Origin of the sequence: Agrobacterium sp. NPDC090283 (assembly GCF_044769685.1) — a bacterium.
In the GTDB taxonomy this organism is placed as follows: domain Bacteria; phylum Pseudomonadota; class Alphaproteobacteria; order Rhizobiales; family Rhizobiaceae; genus Agrobacterium.
The window spans coordinates 121,105-141,349 of sequence record NZ_JBIVYG010000009.1 but is presented as its reverse complement, the minus strand read 5'-3'; the positions used below and the strand labels follow the sequence as shown (position 1 = coordinate 141,349).

Here is a 20,245-nt window from a genome sequence, read left to right as displayed (position 1 = left end):
GCTGTTCTCCCTATTTCATTCCATTGCAGAATTCGGCGATACGGGCGCAGCCTTCGGCAAGATTTTCCATGCTGGTGGCATAAGAAAGCCGGAAGAAGGGGCTCAGGCCATAAGCCGCGCCCTGCACCGTCGCAACGTGATGTTCGGCGAGGAGCGCCATGACGAAATCGGTATCGTTCTCGATCTTCGTGCCGCCCTTCGTCGTCTTGCCGATCAGCGCTGCGATGTTCGGGAAGATATAGAAGGCGCCTTCCGGCTTATGGCAGCGGAGCCCCTCGATTTCCGAAAGCTTGCCGAGCACGAAGTCGCGGCGCGTCTTGTAGATATCGGCGCGCTCCTTCAGCAGATCCTGCGGACCGTCGAGAACCGCGACGGCGGCAGCCTGCACGATGGTCGCGACGCCGCCGCTGTTCTGGGTGTTGACGTTGCTGATGGCCTTGATGAGATCCTTCGGGCCGCCGCAGAAGCCGAGGCGCCAGCCGGTCATGGCATAGGCCTTCGATGCGCCGTTGACGGTCAGGACGCGGTCATAGAGGCGCGGCTCGACTTCGGCGATGGTGCAGAATTCGAAGTCGTCATAGATCAGGTGCTCATACATGTCGTCAGTCATGATCCAGACATGCGGATGCCGCAGCATGACCTCGGCAATTTCCTTCATTTCCTCGCGCGAGCAGGCGGCGCCTGTGGGGTTATTGGGGAAGTTGAAAAGCAGCCATTTGGTTTTCGGGGTGATGGCGGCTTCGAGATCTTCGGCGCGCAGGCGGAAACCGTTATTCTCCGGGCAAACCACCGGCACCGGCACGCCGCCCGCGAACTTCACGATATCCGCATAGCTGATCCAGGACGGTGCCGGGATGACAACCTCGTCACCCGGGTCGCAGGTGGCCATGATGGCGTTGAAGATGATCTGCTTGCCGCCGCCCGCCACCAGAATCTGGCTCGGATCGTAGTCGAGATTATTGTCGCGCTTGAACTTCCGCTGGATCGCGGCTCGCAAAGCGGGTGTTCCATCGGCCGGCGGATATTTCGTATCGCCGGCAAGGGCCGCCGCATGCGCCGCCTCGACCGCGTGGGCGGGGGTCGCAAAATCCGGCTCGCCGGACGACAGGCTGATGACCTTGATGCCCTGGGCTGCGAGGTCGCGGGCTTTCTGGGTCATGGCGAGCGAAGCTGACACGGTGACGTTGTTGAGGCGTTGGGCGATAGTGGGCATGGATTATTTCCGATTGTAACGGTGAAGGCAGGCATCGTCGCGACGCCAGTGCATGCAAAGAGGTTACGGGAATTTTCCGCCATTTCCCCAATACGACTTCGATGTGAGGTCATACGGGATTTTGATGCATCGCCGTCAAAATGGGGCGGGCAGTCCATATGCGTATGCGATGACCTCAGAGGAATAAAATATTATGCAGCCCGTCGGCTTAGCCCCTAAGCTCGGCGTAACAACAAGGGAACGACGCGTCGGGCAATGTTACCCAGAGAGGTAACCGGCGCGAAAATGCAGAAATATGCGACGGGTGCCGGCATAAGACCGAGTACCTCGACAGGGAGAACACCCAGCAAATTCTAGTCATAGGGCTTGGACGATCTCGTTCGGCTCAACGCGATGCCTCGTGCCGTATTCAACGCGACGGGAGTATAGATGTCGGATATTGCGATCATGGAACCACATGCCCCGCCACGCCGTGGAGTTTCCGGCTGGAAAGCCCTCGAGCGCCGGCTGTTTTCGCCCGGCATCCTCATCCTGCCGCTGCTGATCTTTCTCACGATCTTTTTCTTCTGGCCGGCCGTCCGGTTGATGACCTTCAGCGTCATGACGCAGAATTCGCAAGGGTTGATCGGCGCCCCCTTCACGCTTGCCCACTATGTCAGGTTCTTTGAGGTCGATCTTTACCAGAAGGTACTCTGGGCGACGATCCGCATCAGCCTCATCACCTCGGTTCTTGCGGCGATACTGGCCTATCCGGTTGCGACCGTTCTCGTGCGCGGCAATATCGTCACGACCCGCATCATCACGCTGATCGTGATTGCACCGCTGGCCGTCAGCGTCGTGGTTCGCGCTTACGGCTGGCAGCTCATTCTCGGCAATGGTCCGACCGGCCTTCTGAACTACGTCCTAATGAATCTCGGCATCATCGATAGTCCGCTGACGCTGCTGTTCTCGGACGCCGCCGTCATCATCGGCTCCCTGCACATTTTCTTCCCGATGATGGTGCTGCCGCTGTCGTCCGCGCTTGGCAAGATCGATCCAAATCTGCAGCAGGCCGCGCGCACGCTCGGCGCGCCGGCCTGGAAAGTGTTCCTGCGGATTACCTTTCCCCTCAGCCTTCCCGGCCTGGTGGCGGGTTTCACGCTGGTGTTTTCGCTCGCTTCCGCATCCTATGTCATTCCCGCTTTGATCGGCGGTCCCGGCTCGCAAATGCTCGGCAATATGGTCGAACAGCAGGTTCTCGCGGTCTATGACTGGCCGTTCGGCGCCACCATCGCCACCATCCTCGTCTTCATCGTCATTCTGATCAACGCCGTCTCGATGCGGCTGCTCGGCGGGCGTCGTATCAAGGCAAGCGCGTCATGAACAACAAGCTGACAGGCACGTCCGCCATCGTCCTCTACGCGATCACCGCCGCCATGATGGTCTTCATCCTGGCTCCGATCGTCCTCGTCGTCGCCATCTCGTTTTCCGACAGCTACTTCGTCACCTTCCCGCCGCAGGGTTTCACCTTCCGCTGGTATGCGGCGGTAATGCAGAACGAGGAATTCACCGCCGGCCTGACCTTCAGCGCGGCGCTGGCTGTCGCTACCACCATTCTTTCATTGGCGCTCGGTGTTCCCGCAGCCTTTGCGCTCTCACGAGGAAAATTCATCGGCCGCTCGCTGATGAAAGGGCTGCTGCTTTCGCCGCTGATCTTTCCCGTGCTGGTGACCGGCCTTGCGCTGCTGCAGCTCTTTTCCGGCTATGGCTGGATGGATACCAAGCTGAAGCTTCTGATCGCCCATACCGTCGTGACGTCGCCCTATGTGATCCGCACGGTGCTGACCAGCCTCCAGCTCGTCAATGTCAGCCTCGAGGAGGCGGCCCGCACGCTTGGCGCCACCCGCTGGAAAACCTTCACGCGGGTGATCTTTCCGCAGATCGCGCCCGGCGTCGCCTCCGGCTCGATCTTCTGCTTCATGGTTTCTTTCGACAATTATCCCGTTTCGATGTGGCTGGCCGATTCCGCGAACCTGCCCGTGCCCATCGTTCTCTATCGCCAGATCGGCACGGTCTTCGATCCTTCGGTCGCGACCATGTCCACCATCATCATCCTTCTGGCGGTGACCGTTGTGCTCGTCCTCGACAGGCTGGTGGGTCTGCGCCGGGCAATGGCTATGTAAATCAACAACAAGAGGGGTACCGGAAATGACAGACAAGACCATCATCATGAAACGGCGCAGTTTCCTGACAGTCACCGCAGGCGCGCTCGCCACACCCTATTTCTACACCGCGGCCTCCGCACAGGACCGCACCATGTATGTCGGCGTCTATAATTCGGCGCAGGGAGGGCTGATCAAGAAGGAAGTGATCCCGGCTTTCGAAAAGGAATATAAGTGCCGGGTGCTGACGACCGAGGGTGCGACGCTCGCCAATATCGCCACGCTGCGCGCCACTCGCGAAAATCCGCAATATAGCGTGATGTCTATGGACGATGTCGGTGTTCCGCAGGCCAAGGAGGAAGGTCTGATCGAACAATTGCCGATGGACGAAATCCCCAACCTCAAAAATGTCTATTCGCGCTATCTCTTCGAAGACAATTTCGGCGTCGGTTTTGCGATTTCGATTGCCGGCCTGTTCTACAATCCGACGACGGGCAAGCCCTTCGAAAGCTACGAACAGATGTTCGACAAGAAATATGCCCGCCGCATGCTGCTCAACACACCGAAGAACACCCAGAGCGTTCTGATGCTGATGGTGGCGGCCGCCCTTGCAACCGGCAAGCCGCTGAAAGAAGCGCAATACGACACGGATGCGGGTTGGGCGAAACTCGCCGAGCTGAAGCCGAACGTGCTCTCGATCTATGACGCGGAAGCGCAGACGATGATGGTGGCGCAGGGCCAGGCGGATTTCGGCGGCATCGAATATTCCAAGGCGGTTTATCCGCATACCAAGAAGGGCGTGCCGCTGGACATGACCTTCCCGAAGGAAGGTGCTTTCACCGGCATCAATTCCATCGCGCTGGTGAAGGGCGGGCCGCACCGCGATCTCGCGCTTGCCTATATCAACCGCATTCTCGATCCGGGCGTGCAGAAAATGCTTTCGGAAGCGACGCTGAGCGCGCCTTCCGTCAAGGGCATCGAGTTCGGCGCAGATACGGCGAAGTTCCTCGCTTATCCGGAAGCGAAGATGGAATCGCTCAACCTCTTCACGCCGGACTGGAAATACATCATTCCGCGTCGCGCTCAGTGGCTCGAAAAATACAACCAGACCTTTAACGGCTGAGGAACGCTGATGAAATCCGTAGAAGTCCGCCTGGAAAGACTGACCAAACATTACAGCGGTCAGGTCGTTGCCGTCGATGATGTTTCGCTTACCGTCAAGGCAGGGGAAATCCTGGCGCTTCTCGGTCCGAGCGGATGCGGGAAAACGACGTGCCTGCGCATGATTGCGGGGCTTGTCGATCCCACTTCGGGTGAAATCGTGGTCGGCGGCAAGCCGACCACGCGCACCCCGGTTCACCGCCGCAATGTCGGCATGCTCTTCCAGAACTACGCCCTGTTTCCCCATATGACGGTTGCCGAAAATGTCGCCTTCGGTCTGGAGATGCGGGGTATCTCGAAGGCTGATCGAGAAGGGCGCGTGAAGCAGGCGCTCGATCTCGTTCAGCTGCACGCCTTCGGTGACCGGCTGCCGGTGCAGCTTTCCGGCGGCCAGCAGCAGCGTGTGGCGCTGGCGCGCGCGCTGGTGATCGAGCCTTCCATGCTGCTTCTCGACGAGCCGCTCGGCGCACTCGACAAGGGCCTGAGGGAAAGCATGCAGGTCGAAATCCGCAGCCTGCAGCAGCGGCTAGGGCTCACCACCATCATGGTGACGCATGATCAGGACGAGGCTTTGACCATGGCGGACCAGATCGCCGTGATGCGGGATGGAAATCTCGAGCAGATCGCACCGGCCGGCGAAATCTACCAGAAACCGCTGACGCGCTTCGTTGCCGGCTTCATCGGCGCCTCGAATTTCTTCGAGGCGACGGTGGAGGAACGTCGGGGCCGCTCCGCGCGGCTGGTGACCGGTTCCGGCGTTCGGCTCGATGTGGATGACATGGGTGCGGTCAAGGGCGACAAGGTTGTCGTCACGGTCCGTCCCGAGGCCGTTTCGGTTTCACCACTAGCGGCCGATGCCGCTGAAAACCCCGGCAATTCCACCACGGCGCGGGTGGAGCAGGTCGTCTATCGCGGTTTCATGCTGCATTATTATCTGCGGCTGGACAATGGTGAGCCGATGATCGCCTACCGGCAGACCCAGACGGAAGGTTTCACCAATGCCGTCAGCGCCGCCGGTGACCGGGTGAGACTGAGCTGGACGAGCGACAGCAATCACGTGATCCAGCTGAATTGACGCTTCCGCAGCCGGGTCGCTCAGGCGGCCCGGCTGGCGACGGATCGTATTCCATAGCCGGCAAAATTTCGGCACCGCGCTCCTGATGTGGAGTGCGGTGCCGTGCTTTTTTGTTTCAGGATATGACAGCGCGCCCCGCTTCAGGCGACCACTTCACGTGCCGGCACGACGCTGCCGCCACAGGCTTCCACTTCGCTGCGCACCGTGCGGGCAAGCTCCAGCGAGCCGGGTGTGTCGCTGTGAACGAGGATCGATCTGGCGCGAACGGGAATGATCTCGCCTTCGATCGTCGTGACGGTGCCTTTTTCCAGAAACTGGCGCACCCGCGCGCGCACTTTCGCCTCTTCCTTGATGACGGAATTGGGTAACTTGCGTGGCACGAGCTGGCCTTTCACATCATAGGCGCGGTCAGCGAGAAAGAGGTTCAGCACCTTCAGACCGCAATCCAGCGCGGCCTTTTCAATCAGCATGTCCTGCATCGAAAAGACGATGAGATCGGGATCGACCGCCCTGATCTTTTTCATGATCCGTTCGGCGAGCGCCGCATCGCGGTTGATCATGTTGCCCATGGCGGCATGGAAACTGATATGGGAGAGCGCGACATCCTGCGCCTTCGCAATCGCCGAAAGCGCGCCGAGCTGGTAGAGAACCTGCTGTTCCATCTCTTCCGCATCGACGGGAATTTCGCGGCGGCCGAAGCCGAGACGGTCGGCAAGGCCCGGATGGGCGCCGACGCCGACACCGTTCTGTTTGGCCTGACGCACCATGCGCGCCATCATTTCCGGATCGCCGGCATGGAATCCGCAGGCGATATTCGCCGAAGAGACGACTTCCATAAGCTTCTCGTCGTCGCAGACCTTATAGACGCCGAAACCTTCGCCCATATCGGAATTAACATCGATCTTCATGGTCCCTCTCCTTGTTTTTTTGGATTATCGTTTTGTCAGCGTGCCGAGTGCGGCGGTAACCAGCGGCAAGGTCTTGCGGATATCCGCGAAGTAGGCATCAATCGCCTGTTCGACCTCCAGCGCCTCCTGAACGGTTGCCTGCACGAAGCGGATGCGGCTGCCGATGCGGGCCTGGCCGAGCCGCCATAGATCGCTGTCGATGATGCCGGCCATCTTGGGATAACCGCCGGCCGTGTTGGCGTCGCTCATCTGGATGATCGGCTCGCCGCTCGGCGGCACCTGAACCACGCCAGGGATGACGCCATAGGAACGTAGTTCCACGGGAGCCGAAAGCGTCAGCGGTGTTCCGGCCAGCCGGTAACCGGTGCGGTCGCTTTGTGAGGTGATTTTCCAGGCTTCCGACCAGAAACGTTCGGCGCTGTCGCCGAAAAGATCATGTTCGGCGGCTGGGATGGCCCTCAGCAGCAATTCGCCGGTGTCGGACACCGGAAACATGTCCGGCATCGCCTCGGCAAGCGGCATAAGGCCAAAACCGCTTGCAGGCAGAGCGAGTGACTCGGATGGCAGAACGGGCAGCCTGTCGCCGGTGGTGAGATGCCGTCCTTCGTGACCGCCGAAGGAGCCGCGAAGAGAGGTGCTGCGCGATCCCATCACCAACGGAACATCGACGCCGCCCTGAAGGCAGAGATAGGCCCGCGCATTTTTCAGCGGGGTCGAAAGCTTGAGGATTTGACCCTTCTCGGCCCGCACACACCAGTAAGGCGGCAGATCTGCGCCATCGAGCCGTGCGGCGCAATCCGCACCGGTTACCGCGAAGGTCAGCGCTTCTTCGAATTCGATGCGGAACGGAAAGGTCTGGATTTCAATCGCCGCGGCATCTTCGCCGTTGCCGGCGAGAAGATTGCCGACCCTCAGGGCAATCGGGTCCATCGCGCCCGTGGCGGTGATGCCGATATTGCGGTAACCCGCGCGGCCGAGATCCTGCACGGTGTTCAGCGGTCCGCAGGCAAGAATATGGATCATAGTTCGATCCTTTCGGGAAGGAAGCGAACCCGGTCGCCGGGCGCCAGCACCGCCGGTTGCTCGGCTGTGGCGTCGAACATGGTGATTTCGGTGAAACCCAGCGAGTTCCAGCCATTTGGCCCGGTCAGAACCGAGATGCCGGACTGCATGCCGCCGATCGTCACCATGCCCTTCAGCATGCGGAGCGAAGGGACTTTCTTGCGCGGCATGAAAATGCGCGGATCGAGACCGCCGAGATAACCGAAACCCGGCGCGCTGCCGACGGCGAAAACCGTATAGGTACGCTCGAAGTGAAGGCGCACGACCTCCTTATCGGGTAGGCCGGAATAATCGCAGATCGCGGCAAGGTCGATGGCGTGTTCGCCGCCATAGGTGGTCGGCACCTCGATGGTCTTGCCGAGAAGATCGAGTTCCGCGGTCCTTTGCCAGATGTCGAGAAGCTCGTCCTGCAAGCGCCCGGCATCTTCAGGCGTGCCGCGCAGCACGATCAGCAGATTGGTCATGCCGGGTATCAGTTCCAGTACCTCCGGGCGATCTTTCAGCGCGCGCGTCAGCGCCCAGATGCGCCGCTGGGCGGGAAGATCCAGCTCGCCGGGCGCTTCGATCAGGAAGGTCCTGTTGCCGATCATCGAGATTTTCGGCAGGCCCAGATGGGCGGGGGTGAGGTGGGGCGTTTTCAGCGGGAGGTTGCTCATCGACGTCACCATCATGTTTCGGTCTTGAGAAGGGTGGAGCCATAGCCGACCAGCGCGCCGGCTTCCGCCACGATTTCGCTGACGGTGCCGGTTTTTTCGGCGATGATCGGAACGATCACGGGCCATGCCGCCACGAAGGCGACGATCTCGCCTTTTGTTACAGATTGTCCTGTCTGGACCGCCCGGTCGGAGCGCTGCGGATGGGCGGGTGTGAAGATGCCGGCCATTGGTGCGCGGGCGAGAATATCCCCCGCCTTTACCTGCACTTTGGCCGCTTCAATCGGCCGCTCGCCGGCAGGGGCCTGCCCGCCTGCCATGGCAACGATCTTCAATGACCCATCGGGGGTCTCTATCTCGATGGCGGAGACGTTGTTGCGCTCGAGGTGAGCGGCAAGATCGGCAATCGTGCCGGGCTCGCTATAGCGGGATATGGAAACAGGCTGTCGCTTCACTTTGCACTCCGCGCTGCAAGCCAATGTTCGAGGTAATGAATATCCGTGCCGCCCTCGGAGAAGGCCGGGTCCTGCAATATTTCCCGATGCAGCGGCAGGTTGGTGGAAACACCTTCGATGCGCATTTCGCCAAGCGCGCGCCGCATGCGCAGGATCGCCTGTTCGCGCGTCGGCGCATGGACGATGAGCTTGGCGATCAGCGAATCGTAATGGGCGGAAACCCGATAACCCGCCGTCACATGGGTATCGACCCGCACGCCGGGGCCGCCCGGCAGGTGAAGGGCCGTGATCAGACCGGGGCAGGGAATGAAGCTATAGGGGTCTTCGGCATTGATGCGGCACTCGATCGAATGGCCTTCGCAGACGATATCTTCCTGCGAAATCTCGAGCGGATGGCCGAGGGCGACGAGAAGCTGCTGGCGCACCAGATCCACCCCTGATGTCATCTCGGTGACCGGATGTTCGACCTGCAGGCGGGTATTCATTTCGATGAAGTAGAACTCGCCGTTTTCATACAGAAACTCGAAGGTGCCGACGCCGCGATAACCGATCTGGCGGCAGGCCTCGACGCAGCGATTGCCGACGAAAGCCGCGACATCGGGCGGGATGCCGATGGCCGGGCCTTCTTCGACGACCTTCTGGTGCCGGCGCTGCATCGAGCAGTCGCGCAGCCCCACCCAGACCCCGCCGCCCTGACCATCGCAGAGAACCTGAATTTCGACATGGCGTGGATGTTCGAGGAATTTCTCGATGTAAAGTTCCGGCGTGCCGAAGGCCCGGCTCGCTTCTTCACGCGTGACGAGAACGGCATCCTGAAGGGTGGAAGCCTCGCGCACAACGCGCATGCCGCGCCCGCCGCCGCCGCCGGCCGCCTTGACGATGACGGGATAACCGATTTCGGCGGCAATTTTCGAAACCTCCGCCATATCGTCCGGCAGGGCGGAATCGGGGCCGGGCACACAGGGCACGCCGGCCTCCATCATCGCGCGCTTCGCCGCGATCTTGTCACCCATGGTGCGGATGGCGTCGGCGCGTGGGCCGATGAAGACCGCTCCCGCCGCCTCCACGGCTTCCGAAAAAGACGCTCTTTCGGACAGGAAACCATAACCTGGGTGAACCGCGCCGGCGCCGGTCAGCTCCATCGCGAGCAATATGGCTGGCGCGTTGAGATAGCTCTGGCCGGGAGAGGCCGGGCCGATGCAGATGGCGGTATCGGCCGCCTTCAGGTAGTCAGCATCCTTGTCGGCTTCCGAATGGATCATGACGGTCTTCAGACCGAGTTCACGGCAGGCGCGCTGTACGCGCAGCGCGATCTCGCCGCGATTGGCGATAAGGACACTGTCGAATGCCCTTTGTTCGTCCGATCCGGCCTTTTTGGTGAGTGATGCATCCATCATTCGAACTCCAGCACCGGCTGTCCGAGTTCGACGTCTTCGCCGTCATTGGCGATAAATCTGGCGATCCTGCCGCTTCTCTCGGCCCTCACGGTGTTGAACACCTTCATCGCTTCGATGATGAAGAGTTCCTGCCCTTCCTTAACCGCGTCGCCGGCCTCGGCGAAAGGGGCGGCACCCGGGCTCGGGGCGCGATGGAAAAGGCCGAATGAGGGTGCTGCGACGATGCCGGATGGCGCCGGCGCCACTGCGGCGGATGCCGGCGCCTGTTCTTCGGCACGGATTATCTCGGATGCCGTTTCCGCCCCCGAAACAGCGCGTGGTTGCGGCGATAGAGATTGCGGCAAAACGGCATTGTTTTCACGGATGATCCGGACCGTGGTTCCCTCCTGGCTCACGGTCAATTCGGACACTCGCGAAGAGCCGACAAACTCGATCAGTTTCTTGATCTTTTCCAGATCCATATTGGTTTCCAACGTCTTTTTTGTCCCCACGGCGGCGGGCAAGCGGAGCGGATTCCGCACCCTGTCCATCAGCAATAGCTACCATGGAGGCGCGATTGATGGGGTCAGACGAAGTTCCTATGGACACGGGTTTGAGGTTTGATATCCCGCCGCCGCGTGGTGAAACGGTTCGAAGACGTCCGAAGGAACGAACCATGGATTCCCGCAAAGGCATTCTCCTCAAAATCTCCGCAGCGCTCGCTCTGGTGCTGATGGGCGCCTGCATCAGCGGCCTCAGGGGCGAAATACCCATCGGGCAGGTCGTTTTCTTCAGATCGGCGGTGGCCATGCTGCCGCTCTGTCTGTGGATGGCGTCGCAGGGCGGTTTGCGAAGGCAGGTGGCCACAAGTCACATTGGCGGCCATCTGGTGAGGAGTTTTTCCGGCACCGGCGGCATGGTTTTCAGCTATCTGGCGCTGGCCTATATCCCGCTCGCCGACGCGACGGCCATCAGCTATGCCACGCCGCTCTTCACCGTCATTCTGGCGGTCCTTCTTCTCAAGGAGGTCGTCAGGATTTATCGCTGGACGGCGGTGGTTGTCGGGCTCTGCGGCATCGTGCTGATCCTGTCACCGCATTTTTCCTTCGATGTTGCCGACATTACTTCCGGCACGAGCGTTGCCATGCTCGGTGGCCTGTTTGGTCTGGCGGCCGCTTTTTTCTCCGCCATATCGATGATCCAGATCCGGCATTTGACGCAGACGGAGAATACCGGCGCGATCATCTTCTATTTTACCCTGCTTACAACGGTCATTGGTTTCGCGAGTATCGCCATGGGCTGGAAAATGCCGACCGCGTGGCAATGGACCCTGCTGATCGGCACCGGTCTCATTGGCGGAACTGCGCAGATATTGGTGACGCTCAGCCTGCGTCATGCCGAGGCTTCGCTGCTGGCGCCCTTCGATTACACCACGATGATCTGGGCGTTGTTGATCGGGTATGCTTTCATGGATCAGGTGCCCGCGCTGACAACTCTTCTCGGAGCCTCGATCGTGGTTGCCGCCGGGCTGTTCACGCTGTGGCGGGAAAGGCGGCTGCACAAGAAACGCGTCACCGATGAGCTTACTTTATCGGCTCCCTGAGGGCCTGCTTCGCCAACCGGTTTTCGCGCCACATGGCAAAAAGCCCGGCGGCGATGACCGTGAGCGCGCCCGCAATCGTGGCAGCCGTTGGCACTTCGGCCATGAAGAGGTAGCCCAGCGCTATCGCCCATATCATCGTGGTATAATCAAAAGGTGCGAGCAGCGAGGCTTGCGCATGTCGCAGGCTGAGCGTCATGGCGATCTGGCCGATGCCGCCGGCAAGACCCCCTCCGGCGAGCAACAGGAATTGGTTGAAATCCGGCATCTTCCATCCGAACCCGAGCGTGGCGAAGCCGGCGACGACGCCCGTCAATGTATAGATGAGCACGATTCGCGATGGTTTTTCGATACTGTTCAGATGGCGGACGGCGATGGAGGAAAACGCCGCGCACAGCGCACCGGTCAGAGCCAGTGCGGTTCCGATCATGGCGATGCTGTCTATTTGGGCGGGACCTGACGCGGCGTCAAAGACCAATTTGGGCGAGAGCGTGATGAAGACGCCGATGAAGCCGGTCAGCACGGCGGACCAGCGATATATCCGCACTTTTTCGCCAAGCAGCAGCGCCGCCAGCATGATGGTGAAAAGCGGTGTCGTGTAGCTCAGCACCGTGACATTCACCAGCGGCAGATAAGCGAGCGCCAGAAAGCCGAAGAACATGCCGCCCAGCCCAGCCGAGCTGCCCGCGAGCAGGCTGCCAATGTTCTTCGCGGCCGGCACGGTTATCCGCTCCGAGGAGGCGATAAACCAGAGACAGAGGGGAATGAGGGCAAAAAATCCCCGGCAGAAGACGACTTCGCCGACGGGTATCGCCCCGTCCAGGCCCTTCACGCAGGCGGACATGACTGTGAATGCCAGCATGGCCGTCAGCTTGAGCAAAATTCCGGTCCTAGGATTCATCCCGCTCCCCATCGCCGCCAGACCGTGTCATGGGCAAGACGTTGAGAAAAGCCTTAGCCGGCTGTCATAAGAATCTTGTCTTACCCCATCACTCCCTTGAAGACCGGCAGGACCGGCGGACGGCGCTTTTCCCCTAGGCCCCTGCGGTGATTTGGTGTCATGATCGCATCTCGAACCGGTGGGAGGTTTATGCGGGCATGTTGGATTTGCGCAGGCTGCGATATCTGGTCGCGATTGCCGATTGCGGCTCCATGTCGGCGGCGGCGCGGCAATTGGGGATAGCCCAGCCGGCGCTTAGTCACCACATCACGGAACTGGAAAGGCTGGTGGGGTTCCCCGTGCTACACAGGCTGGCGCGCGGCGTGAAGGCGACGGAGAAGGGGGAAGTGCTTCTCGCCCATGCTCGGGAGATCACCGAGAAGGTCAGGCAGGCGGAGGCGGAAATCCGGGCCATGGCCTATCTGGATGAACGGGTGATCCGGCTGAGCCTCATCCCCTCCTGGGCGACTGCCTTTGCGCCGAGCATCATCAGCGAGGTTGCCGCTTCGATGCCCAAGGTCTCGCTGCGGCTGATAGAGGCGCGCAATGACGAATCGCTGCGGCTCATCCGTCTCGGCAAGGTGGATATGGCCGTCGCGCTGGTCGGCGCGGAGGAGAAGGCCGACGATCTTATCGTCAAGGAGAGCCTGTTTGCGGTGTCTTCAAGGTCTGTCGCCCGGTCGATGTCCCTGGAAGCGGTGGCGAAGCTCGATCTCATCCTGCCGCCCAAGGACAATCCGCTGCGCGTATCGATCGACAAGGCGGCCACTCGCGCCGGCATCACATTGAATGTGACTATGGAGATCGACGGCCAGGATACGATCAAACGCGCCGTCAGTGCCGGTATCGGTGCGACGATCCTGTCATGGAATTCGGTGCAGCAGGAGCAGGAGGCCGGGCACCTTCACGCTGCCCATATCACCCACCCCGTCATTTATCGTTCCATCCATCTGCTCAAAAGCAGGGAGGCGGATGAGCGGACGTTCAGGTTGTTCCGCGACCTGTTGCGGGCCGTCGCGCGACGTGAGCCGGCGCTCAACCCATAAATGATTTGTATGGGTAAGTTGAAAACTCGGTATTTGTGTTATTGATGGCTTCTTTCTAGCCTCCCCTTTGAAAGCGTATCGGGGAGGAAAAGATATGCGTTTGAAGACATCTCTGTTTGGCGTGCTGGCGGCTGCCGCAATATTGGCTGCGGGAGGGGCCGCGGCGGAATATCCGGAGCGGCCGGTGACGCTCGTCATCGGGTATCCGGCCGGCGGCGGTACCGATATCCAGTCGCGGGCGCTGGTGCCCTATCTCGAAAAATATCTCGGCACATCCGTCGTGGTGGAAAACCGCGAAGGCGCCGGGGGGTTGATCGGCGCGACTTATATCGCCAATGCCAAGCCTGACGGTTACACGATCGGAGCGCTGAATTTCCCGTCCATGTATTCGCCAATCGTGCAGGGCAATGCCAGCTATAAGGAGGACGCCTTCACGCCGCTCGCCAACCAGATCGGCGGCGATCTGGCGCTGACCGTCAACAAGGTGTCGCCGATCAAGACCGCCAAGGAGTTTGCCGAGGCGGCCAAGGCGAACCCGGTCGTCGTCGGCGTGACGGGCATCGGCCATCCGAGCCAGATCACCGCCCTGCTGTTTGAAGACGCAGCGGGCGTGAAACTCAATTTTGTTCCCTTCAATGGCGGCGGTCCAGCAAGGCTCGCCATGCTCGGCAACCACGTCACGCTCGGTTTTATGAACTTGAACGAGGTCTTCGCCGACAATCGCTCAGGCGCGCTTCGTGTGCTCGCGACGTCAGGTGCCGAGCGTTCGCCGCTCTCGCCTGACGTGCCGACCTTCAAGGAAGCCGGCTACAATGTTCAGTTCAGCCTGCTTGCGGGTTTCGGCGCACCGAAGGGTTTGCCGGCGGATGTCGAGGCGAAGCTGGTCGATGCCTTCCAGAAGGCGCTGAAGGACCCGGATTATCTTGCCGACGCCAAAAAGCGCGAACTGACGACGCTGCCGCTGACCCAGGCCGAGTTTGCCGAGGCGCTCAAGAAGGGCAACGCCAATCTGGCCGAGCTCTGGAAGAGCAGACCCTGGACGAAATAAGCGGCCGGCAACGACCGCTTCTCTCACCCCTAACCAAAATGACGCTTGGGCCCGCGCGTGGCCCAGGCATGACCCACTGTTGAAAGGAATCCGGCCAATGGCCCATGTCATCCGCAATTTCCAGCGTCCTGCCAGGGCCGATATCGAGGCGATCAGCAAGTTCAGCCCCGCCACCATTCACGAGGCGCAGGGCAAGCTTGGTGCGCTCGACTATCGTATCAAGCCGATCAAGCCCGGCCTGAAAATCTGCGGTCCCGCGATCACCGCGAAATGCCATATCGGCGATAATCTGATGATTTTCGAAGCCATCAATCTGGCAAAGCCCGGCGATGTGCTGGTCATCGATGGCGGCGACAATCCCAATCAGGGCGGCTTTGGCGATGTGCTGGCCGCCGCCTGCATCGGCAAGGGCATCGTCGGTTTCGTGGTCAGCGCCGCCGTGCGTGACGGCAAGGGGCTGCGCGAGATCGGTTTCCCGGTATTCTCGCTCGGGCTTTGCATGAAGGGCACCTCCAAGGACACGCTCGGTACCATCAATCATCCGGTCGTGGTGGGCGGTGAACTGATCAGCCCCGGCGATATCGTCTGCGGCGATGATGACGGCGTTGTCGTCGTTCGTGAGAAGGATATCGCAAAACTCGTCAAGGCCTGCCAGGAGCGCGACGATCACGAGAACCACATGATGGACCTGCACCGTCAGGGCAAGATGGATATCGAGGATCGTTATGAAATGATGCGCTCGAAGGGATGCGTCTGGGCCGATTGAGCCATCAATTCGGCATCTGAATACGCCGTGTCGGGAGGCGCGGCGTATTCCGTAATGAGGAGGGGAGATAATCATGGCCGGACACGGCTCGAAACTGACGGCGAATATTCTGTCCGGGGCCTTTTTTCTGGTGGCCGCCGCGGGGCTTTATTACGGCGCGCGACCGCTGAGCATGGGCACCAATTTCCAGCCCGGTCCGGGTTATATGCCGACGGTCATTGCGGCATTGATGTTCGCGCTCGGCATCGCGCTGCTTTTGCAGGATTTGCTGGGAAAGACACCGTCCGAAGTTTGGGTGGCGCCGAAAATGCGTCCGTTTCTGGCGGTGGCCGGCATTGCCGGATTTGCACTGCTGATCGAGCCGCTGGGCTTCATCGCGGCGGCCTTCGTGCTGATCCTGCTCGCCTGCATCGCCTATGGCAGGATCCGGCCGGTTGAGGTGCTGCTGCTTTCCGCCGCGCTCATCCTCGCCTGCATCCTCATTTTCGTTGTAGGCCTCGGACAGAGGATACCGCTGCTGCCATGACCGATCTTCTTTCCAATATCGTCCTCGGTTTCGGTGTGGCCGTCACGCCCGTCAATCTTTTCTATTGCCTGCTGGGTGTCACGCTCGGCACGATGATCGGCATCCTGCCGGGCATTGGCCCTTCCGCCACCGTCGCGCTGCTTCTACCCATCACCTATACGATGCCGGATACGGCCGCACTGATCATGCTGGCGGGCATTTTCTACGGTGCGCAATATGGTGGCTCGACAACGGCGATCCTCGTCAACCTGCCGGGCGAATCCTCGTCCGTCGTCACCTGCATCGATGGTTATGCCATGGCTCGCCAAGGCAGGGCGGGTGTGGCGCTGGCCACGGCGGCGCTCGGCTCGTTTTTTGCCGGCACGGTGGCGACGATCCTCATCGTGGTTGTCGCAAAGCCGCTGTCGGCCATAGCGCTTGCCTTCGGGCCGGCCGATTATTTCAGTCTGGTGATCTTCGGGCTATTGTTTGCCGTGTTCCTGTCGAGCGGATCGCCGGTCAAGGCGGTCGGCATGGTCGCCTTCGGCATTGCCCTCAGTCTGGTCGGCATCGATCCGACATCCGGGGAGCAGCGTTTCACCTTTGGCATGGCCGAACTGTTTGATGGCATCGATTTTGTCGTGCTGGCCATCGGACTTCTCGGCGTCAGCGAAATCCTCTTTAATCTGCAGCAGGGTGTCGAGCGCGATGCGGGCACGGCAAAGACCGGATCGCTGATGCCGACGAAAGAAGATTTCAGGCAGGCCTTTCCGGCCGTGCTGCGCGGCACGGCGCTCGGCTCTTTCCTTGGCGTGCTGCCCGGCGGTGGCGCGATCATGAGTTCTTTCGCGAGCTATGCGCTGGAGCGCAAGATCGCCAAGGATCCATCCCGGTTCGGCAGGGGCGCGATCGAAGGGCTGGCAGGCCCGGAAAGCGCCAATAATGCCGGGGCGCAGACTTCCTTCATTCCGCTTCTGACGCTTGGCATTCCCGCCAACGGCCTGATGGCGCTGATGGTCGGGGCGATGATGATCCAGGGCATCACCCCGGGACCGGAAGTCATGCAGTCGCGGCCCGATCTCTTCTGGGGGCTGATCGCCAGCATGTGGGTGGGCAATCTGCTGCTTCTGGTGCTGAACCTGCCGCTGATCGGCATCTGGGTTCGTCTTCTCGGCATTCCCTACCGCTATTTGTGCCCCGCCATCCTGATGTTCTGCGCCATCGGTGCCTACGGGCTCTCCTATAGCGTCGTGGATGTTCTGTTCTGCGCGGTTTTCGGGATTGTCGGCTTCTTTCTGCGCAAGATCGGCTGTGAACCGGCGCCCCTGGTTCTGGGCTTCGTGCTGGGTCCGCTTCTGGAGCAGAACATGCGCCTCGGGCTGCTGATCTCACAGGGAAGTTTCTCGACATTCATCACCCATCCGATCAGCGCCACCCTGCTCGCTTTGTCCGGCATGGTCGTCATCATGATGGCGATGCCGGCGATCATGCGCCGCCGCGAGGTGGTGTTTCAGGGTGACGACGACTGACAATCAATCGAGCCGGCGCCGCCGGCCAAACAAAGGTGAAATAATGCATATTCTGATAATCGGCGCGGCCGGAATGATCGGTCGCAAATTGACCCAACGTCTTGCTTCTGACGGAACGCTTGGCGGCGAAAAGATCACCGATATGACACTGACGGATGTTTTCGAGCCGGTTGCACCGAAGGGATTCGGCGGCGCAGTGACCATCGAGCGCAGCGATCTGTCGAATGCCGGCGTCGCCGAAAAGCTGATCGCAAAACGGCCCGATGTGATCTTCAACCTCGCCGCCGTGGTTTCGGGTGAGGCGGAGGCCGATTTCGAGAAAGGCTATCGCATCAACCTCGACGGCGGGCGTTCGCTGTTCGAGGCCATTCGTCTGGAACATCAGAAGAACGGATACCGGCCGCGTGTGGTCTTCTGCTCGTCGCTTGCCGTGTTCGGATCGCCATTTCCAAAGGTCATCGGCGACGAGTTCCTGACCGCGCCGCTGACCAGCTACGGCACGCAGAAGGCGATCGTGGAGCTGTTGCTCGCGGATTATAGTCGCCGTGGTTTGTTTGATGGCGTCAGCATTCGTCTGCCCACCATCTGCATCCGTCCCGGCAAGCCGAATGCGGCGGCTTCCGGCTTCTTCTCCAATATTCTGCGCGAACCCCTGGTGGGCCAGGAAGCGGTGTTGCCGGTTGCCGATACGGTGCGCCACTGGTTCGCCAGCCCACGCTCGGCCGTTGCCTTCCTGCTGCGCGCCGCGACTGTCGATCTCTCCGGGCTTGGCGTTCGTCGCAATCTCATCATGCCGGGGCTTTCGGCCACGGTGGCTGACGAGATCGAAGCCCTGCGCGCCTTTGCCGGGGAAAAGGCCGTGGCGCTTATCAAACGCGTTCCCGATGAGCGGATCATCCGGATCGTCGACGGTTGGGCGGAGGATTATGATCCGCAGCTCGCGCTGTCACTTGGCTTCCGGGCGGAAACATCCTTCGCCGAAATTATTCAGGCGCATGTGGAAGATGAGCTGGAGGGGAAAGCAGCATGAGTGCCGGAAAGATCGCGCTCGTCACGGGCGGAGGAACAGGAGTCGGCAAGGCGATTGCCAAAGCGCTTCTGGAAGATGGGTACAGTGTCGCGGTAACGGGCCGGCGGCGGGAGGTTCTCGATGTTGCTGTCGCCGAATGGCGCGAACATGGAGACCGTGTTCTGGCCGTCGCGGCCGATATTTCCGTTCCAGCCGATGTCGAACGGCTGTTTGCGGAGGTGATCGGGCGTTTCGGCCGCCTTGACCTTCTGGTCAACAATGCCGGCATGTCGGCACCGGCGGTCCACATCGAAGATGTGCCGTTCGAAACCTGGAATGCGGTGGTCGGGGCCAATCTCACGGGCGCTTTTCTCTGCACCCAGGCGGCGTTTCGCCAGATGAAGGCGCAGTCGCCGCAGGGCGGACGCATCATCAATAATGGCTCGATTTCGGCCACCACGCCGCGACCGCGATCCGCGCCTTACACCGCGACCAAACACGCGATCACCGGGCTTACGAAATCGGCCGCACTGGATGGCCGGCCGTTCAACATTGCCTGCGGGCAGATCGATATCGGCAATGCCAGCACTGAGATGACGCGGGCCATGGCGACCGGCGTGCTGCAGGCCGATGGCAGCACGGCCATCGAACCGACGATCGATGCCGGCATCGTCGCCAAGGCCGTGGTGCACATGGCCTCGCTGCCTCTGGAAGCAAATGTGCTGACCATGACCGTCATGGCAAGCGGCATGCCTTTCGTCGGTCGCGGATAAGGAGCGCGCATGAAGCCCGATCTTTTGCAAACCTACCCGCTTCAGCCGCAGATCGAAGCCGAACTGCAAAAGCGCTTCCGGGTCCATCGCTGGCATGAAATATCCGACAAGCAGGCATTTCTGCAGGCCGAGGCGGCGTCGATAAAGGCCGTCGTTACCGGCGGCCATATCGGTGTCGCACCTGAACTCGCCGCCTGTCTGCCCGCTCTCGAAATCGTCGCCATCAACGGTGTCGGCTTCGACAAGGTCGATCTCGATCAGGCCCGCGCACGCAGCTTCCGGGTGACGAATACGCCGGATGTTCTGACCGAGGATGTGGCCGATCTGGCCATTGGTCTCTCCGTCATGCTGCTGCGCCAGCTTGTGCGCGCCGATCATCACGTTCGGTCCGGGGAGTGGAAAAAAGCCGAGATGCCGCTGGGCAACAAGGCCTCGCGGCGGCGCTACGGCATTTTCGGGCTTGGCCGCATCGGTCGCGCCATCGCGGCCCGGCTTGAGGCGTTTAATGCGGAGATTTCCTATTTCAGCCGGCAGAAACAGGATGTGGCCTATGAATATCATTCGACCGCCGTGTCGCTCGCGAGCGCCTGCGACGTCCTGATCGTCGCGGCCGCGGCAACGCCGGAGACGAAACATGCCATCAACCGTGAGGTGCTGGAGGCGCTCGGGCCGGACGGGGTTCTGGTCAATGTCGCCAGAGGGTCGCTTGTCGATGAAAAGGCGCTGGTCGATATTCTTATGGCGGGCGGGTTGAAAGGCGCGGCGCTCGATGTCTTCGAGAACGAACCGCATGTTCCCGAGGCGCTGATCGGCATGCGCAATGTGGTTCTCGCGCCGCATATCGGTGCTGCGACCCATGAGACGCGGCTGGAAATGGGCGCTCTGGTTCTTGCCAATCTGGATGCGCATTTTGCCGGGAAAGATTTGCCAACGCCGGTTGTCTAAACGGCTCCGCTACTCCGGCCGGTGGCGGGGCGGTGGATAT

General features: G+C 60.8%; 21 protein-coding genes. 13 read left to right on the top strand and 8 right to left on the bottom strand.

The window, feature by feature from the left end:
• Positions 1 to 10: 10 nt before the first annotated feature.
• On the bottom strand, positions 11 to 1,213 hold the full coding sequence (locus ACIQUH_RS15170; RefSeq protein WP_400816458.1) for a pyridoxal phosphate-dependent aminotransferase: 1,203 nt from the start codon (positions 1,211 to 1,213) through the stop codon (positions 11 to 13).
• A 429-nt stretch (positions 1,214 to 1,642) separates the two neighbouring features.
• On the opposite strand from ACIQUH_RS15170, the gene ACIQUH_RS15165 reads away from it, so the two are divergent.
• From ACIQUH_RS15165 to ACIQUH_RS15150, 4 genes are read left to right on the top strand one after another with little or no spacing between them, the layout of a single operon-like run.
• Complete coding sequence (locus ACIQUH_RS15165) at positions 1,643 to 2,575, top strand: ABC transporter permease (protein WP_400816456.1); 933 nt, start codon at positions 1,643 to 1,645, stop codon at positions 2,573 to 2,575.
• Entirely contained in the window at positions 2,572 to 3,375 is an 804-nt protein-coding gene (locus ACIQUH_RS15160; protein WP_003519698.1) for an ABC transporter permease, read from the top strand. The genes ACIQUH_RS15165 and ACIQUH_RS15160 overlap by 4 nt, the downstream gene beginning before the upstream one ends.
• A 25-nt stretch (positions 3,376 to 3,400) precedes the next feature.
• Complete coding sequence (locus ACIQUH_RS15155) at positions 3,401 to 4,477, top strand: ABC transporter substrate-binding protein (protein ID WP_035225087.1); 1,077 nt, start codon at positions 3,401 to 3,403, stop codon at positions 4,475 to 4,477.
• A gap of 9 nt (positions 4,478 to 4,486) precedes the next feature.
• A complete protein-coding gene (locus ACIQUH_RS15150) occupies positions 4,487 to 5,590 on the top strand; it encodes an ABC transporter ATP-binding protein (RefSeq protein WP_400816452.1) in 1,104 nt (367 codons plus the stop codon).
• A gap of 140 nt (positions 5,591 to 5,730) precedes the next feature.
• On the opposite strand, the gene ACIQUH_RS15145 is transcribed toward ACIQUH_RS15150, so the two are convergent.
• From ACIQUH_RS15145 to accB, 6 genes are read right to left on the bottom strand one after another with little or no spacing between them, the layout of a single operon-like run.
• The gene (locus ACIQUH_RS15145; protein ID WP_400816450.1) at positions 5,731 to 6,498 is read right to left on the bottom strand and encodes a 5-oxoprolinase subunit PxpA; all 768 of its coding nucleotides are present in this window, start codon (positions 6,496 to 6,498) and stop codon (positions 5,731 to 5,733) included.
• Positions 6,499 to 6,522: 24 nt separating this feature from the next.
• Complete coding sequence (locus ACIQUH_RS15140; RefSeq protein WP_400816448.1) at positions 6,523 to 7,521, bottom strand: biotin-dependent carboxyltransferase family protein; 999 nt, start codon at positions 7,519 to 7,521, stop codon at positions 6,523 to 6,525.
• Positions 7,518 to 8,231, bottom strand: a complete 714-nt coding sequence (gene pxpB, locus ACIQUH_RS15135; protein WP_271361996.1) for a 5-oxoprolinase subunit PxpB — start codon at positions 8,229 to 8,231, stop codon at positions 7,518 to 7,520. The genes ACIQUH_RS15140 and pxpB overlap by 4 nt, the downstream gene beginning before the upstream one ends.
• Positions 8,228 to 8,668, bottom strand: a complete 441-nt coding sequence (locus ACIQUH_RS15130) for an acetyl-CoA carboxylase biotin carboxyl carrier protein (RefSeq protein ID WP_400816445.1) — start codon at positions 8,666 to 8,668, stop codon at positions 8,228 to 8,230. Before ACIQUH_RS15130 ends, pxpB begins: the two co-directional genes overlap by 4 nt.
• Positions 8,665 to 10,065 (bottom strand): acetyl-CoA carboxylase biotin carboxylase subunit, encoded by a 1,401-nt coding sequence (gene accC / locus ACIQUH_RS15125; RefSeq protein ID WP_400816443.1) that lies wholly within the window; start codon positions 10,063 to 10,065, stop codon positions 8,665 to 8,667. Before accC ends, ACIQUH_RS15130 begins: the two co-directional genes overlap by 4 nt.
• Positions 10,062 to 10,526: an acetyl-CoA carboxylase biotin carboxyl carrier protein gene (gene accB / locus ACIQUH_RS15120; RefSeq protein ID WP_400816441.1), complete on the bottom strand. Its 465-nt coding sequence runs from the start codon at positions 10,524 to 10,526 to the stop codon at positions 10,062 to 10,064. The genes accC and accB overlap by 4 nt, the downstream gene beginning before the upstream one ends.
• Positions 10,527 to 10,720: 194 nt before the next feature.
• Here accB and ACIQUH_RS15115 point away from each other — a divergent pair, with 194 nt between their 5' ends.
• A complete protein-coding gene (locus tag ACIQUH_RS15115; RefSeq protein WP_400816439.1) occupies positions 10,721 to 11,647 on the top strand; it encodes a DMT family transporter in 927 nt (308 codons plus the stop codon).
• On the opposite strand, the gene ACIQUH_RS15110 is transcribed toward ACIQUH_RS15115, so the two are convergent.
• Positions 11,628 to 12,545, bottom strand: a complete 918-nt coding sequence (locus ACIQUH_RS15110; RefSeq protein ID WP_400816437.1) for a DMT family transporter — start codon at positions 12,543 to 12,545, stop codon at positions 11,628 to 11,630. The genes ACIQUH_RS15115 and ACIQUH_RS15110 overlap by 20 nt on opposite strands.
• Before the next feature lie 197 nt (positions 12,546 to 12,742).
• On the opposite strand from ACIQUH_RS15110, the gene ACIQUH_RS15105 reads away from it, so the two are divergent.
• From ACIQUH_RS15105 to ACIQUH_RS15070, 8 genes are all read left to right on the top strand, one after another.
• On the top strand, positions 12,743 to 13,630 hold the full coding sequence (locus ACIQUH_RS15105; protein WP_400816435.1) for a LysR family transcriptional regulator: 888 nt from the start codon (positions 12,743 to 12,745) through the stop codon (positions 13,628 to 13,630).
• A 94-nt stretch (positions 13,631 to 13,724) separates the two neighbouring features.
• On the top strand, positions 13,725 to 14,678 hold the full coding sequence (locus tag ACIQUH_RS15100) for a tripartite tricarboxylate transporter substrate binding protein (protein ID WP_400816433.1): 954 nt from the start codon (positions 13,725 to 13,727) through the stop codon (positions 14,676 to 14,678).
• Between the two features lie 97 nt (positions 14,679 to 14,775).
• Positions 14,776 to 15,444 (top strand): 4-carboxy-4-hydroxy-2-oxoadipate aldolase/oxaloacetate decarboxylase, encoded by a 669-nt coding sequence (locus ACIQUH_RS15095; protein WP_400816431.1) that lies wholly within the window; start codon positions 14,776 to 14,778, stop codon positions 15,442 to 15,444.
• Between the two features lie 73 nt (positions 15,445 to 15,517).
• Entirely contained in the window at positions 15,518 to 15,970 is a 453-nt protein-coding gene (locus tag ACIQUH_RS15090; protein WP_400816429.1) for a tripartite tricarboxylate transporter TctB family protein, read from the top strand.
• Entirely contained in the window at positions 15,967 to 17,478 is a 1,512-nt protein-coding gene (locus ACIQUH_RS15085; RefSeq protein WP_400816427.1) for a tripartite tricarboxylate transporter permease, read from the top strand. The genes ACIQUH_RS15090 and ACIQUH_RS15085 overlap by 4 nt, the downstream gene beginning before the upstream one ends.
• 43 nt (positions 17,479 to 17,521) lie before the next feature.
• A complete protein-coding gene (gene denD, locus ACIQUH_RS15080) occupies positions 17,522 to 18,508 on the top strand; it encodes a D-erythronate dehydrogenase (protein WP_400816425.1) in 987 nt (328 codons plus the stop codon).
• Entirely contained in the window at positions 18,505 to 19,260 is a 756-nt protein-coding gene (locus ACIQUH_RS15075; RefSeq protein ID WP_400816423.1) for an SDR family oxidoreductase, read from the top strand. The genes denD and ACIQUH_RS15075 overlap by 4 nt, the downstream gene beginning before the upstream one ends.
• Before the next feature lie 9 nt (positions 19,261 to 19,269).
• Positions 19,270 to 20,205 (top strand): 2-hydroxyacid dehydrogenase, encoded by a 936-nt coding sequence (locus ACIQUH_RS15070; RefSeq protein WP_400816421.1) that lies wholly within the window; start codon positions 19,270 to 19,272, stop codon positions 20,203 to 20,205.
• Positions 20,206 to 20,245 lie beyond the last annotated feature (40 nt).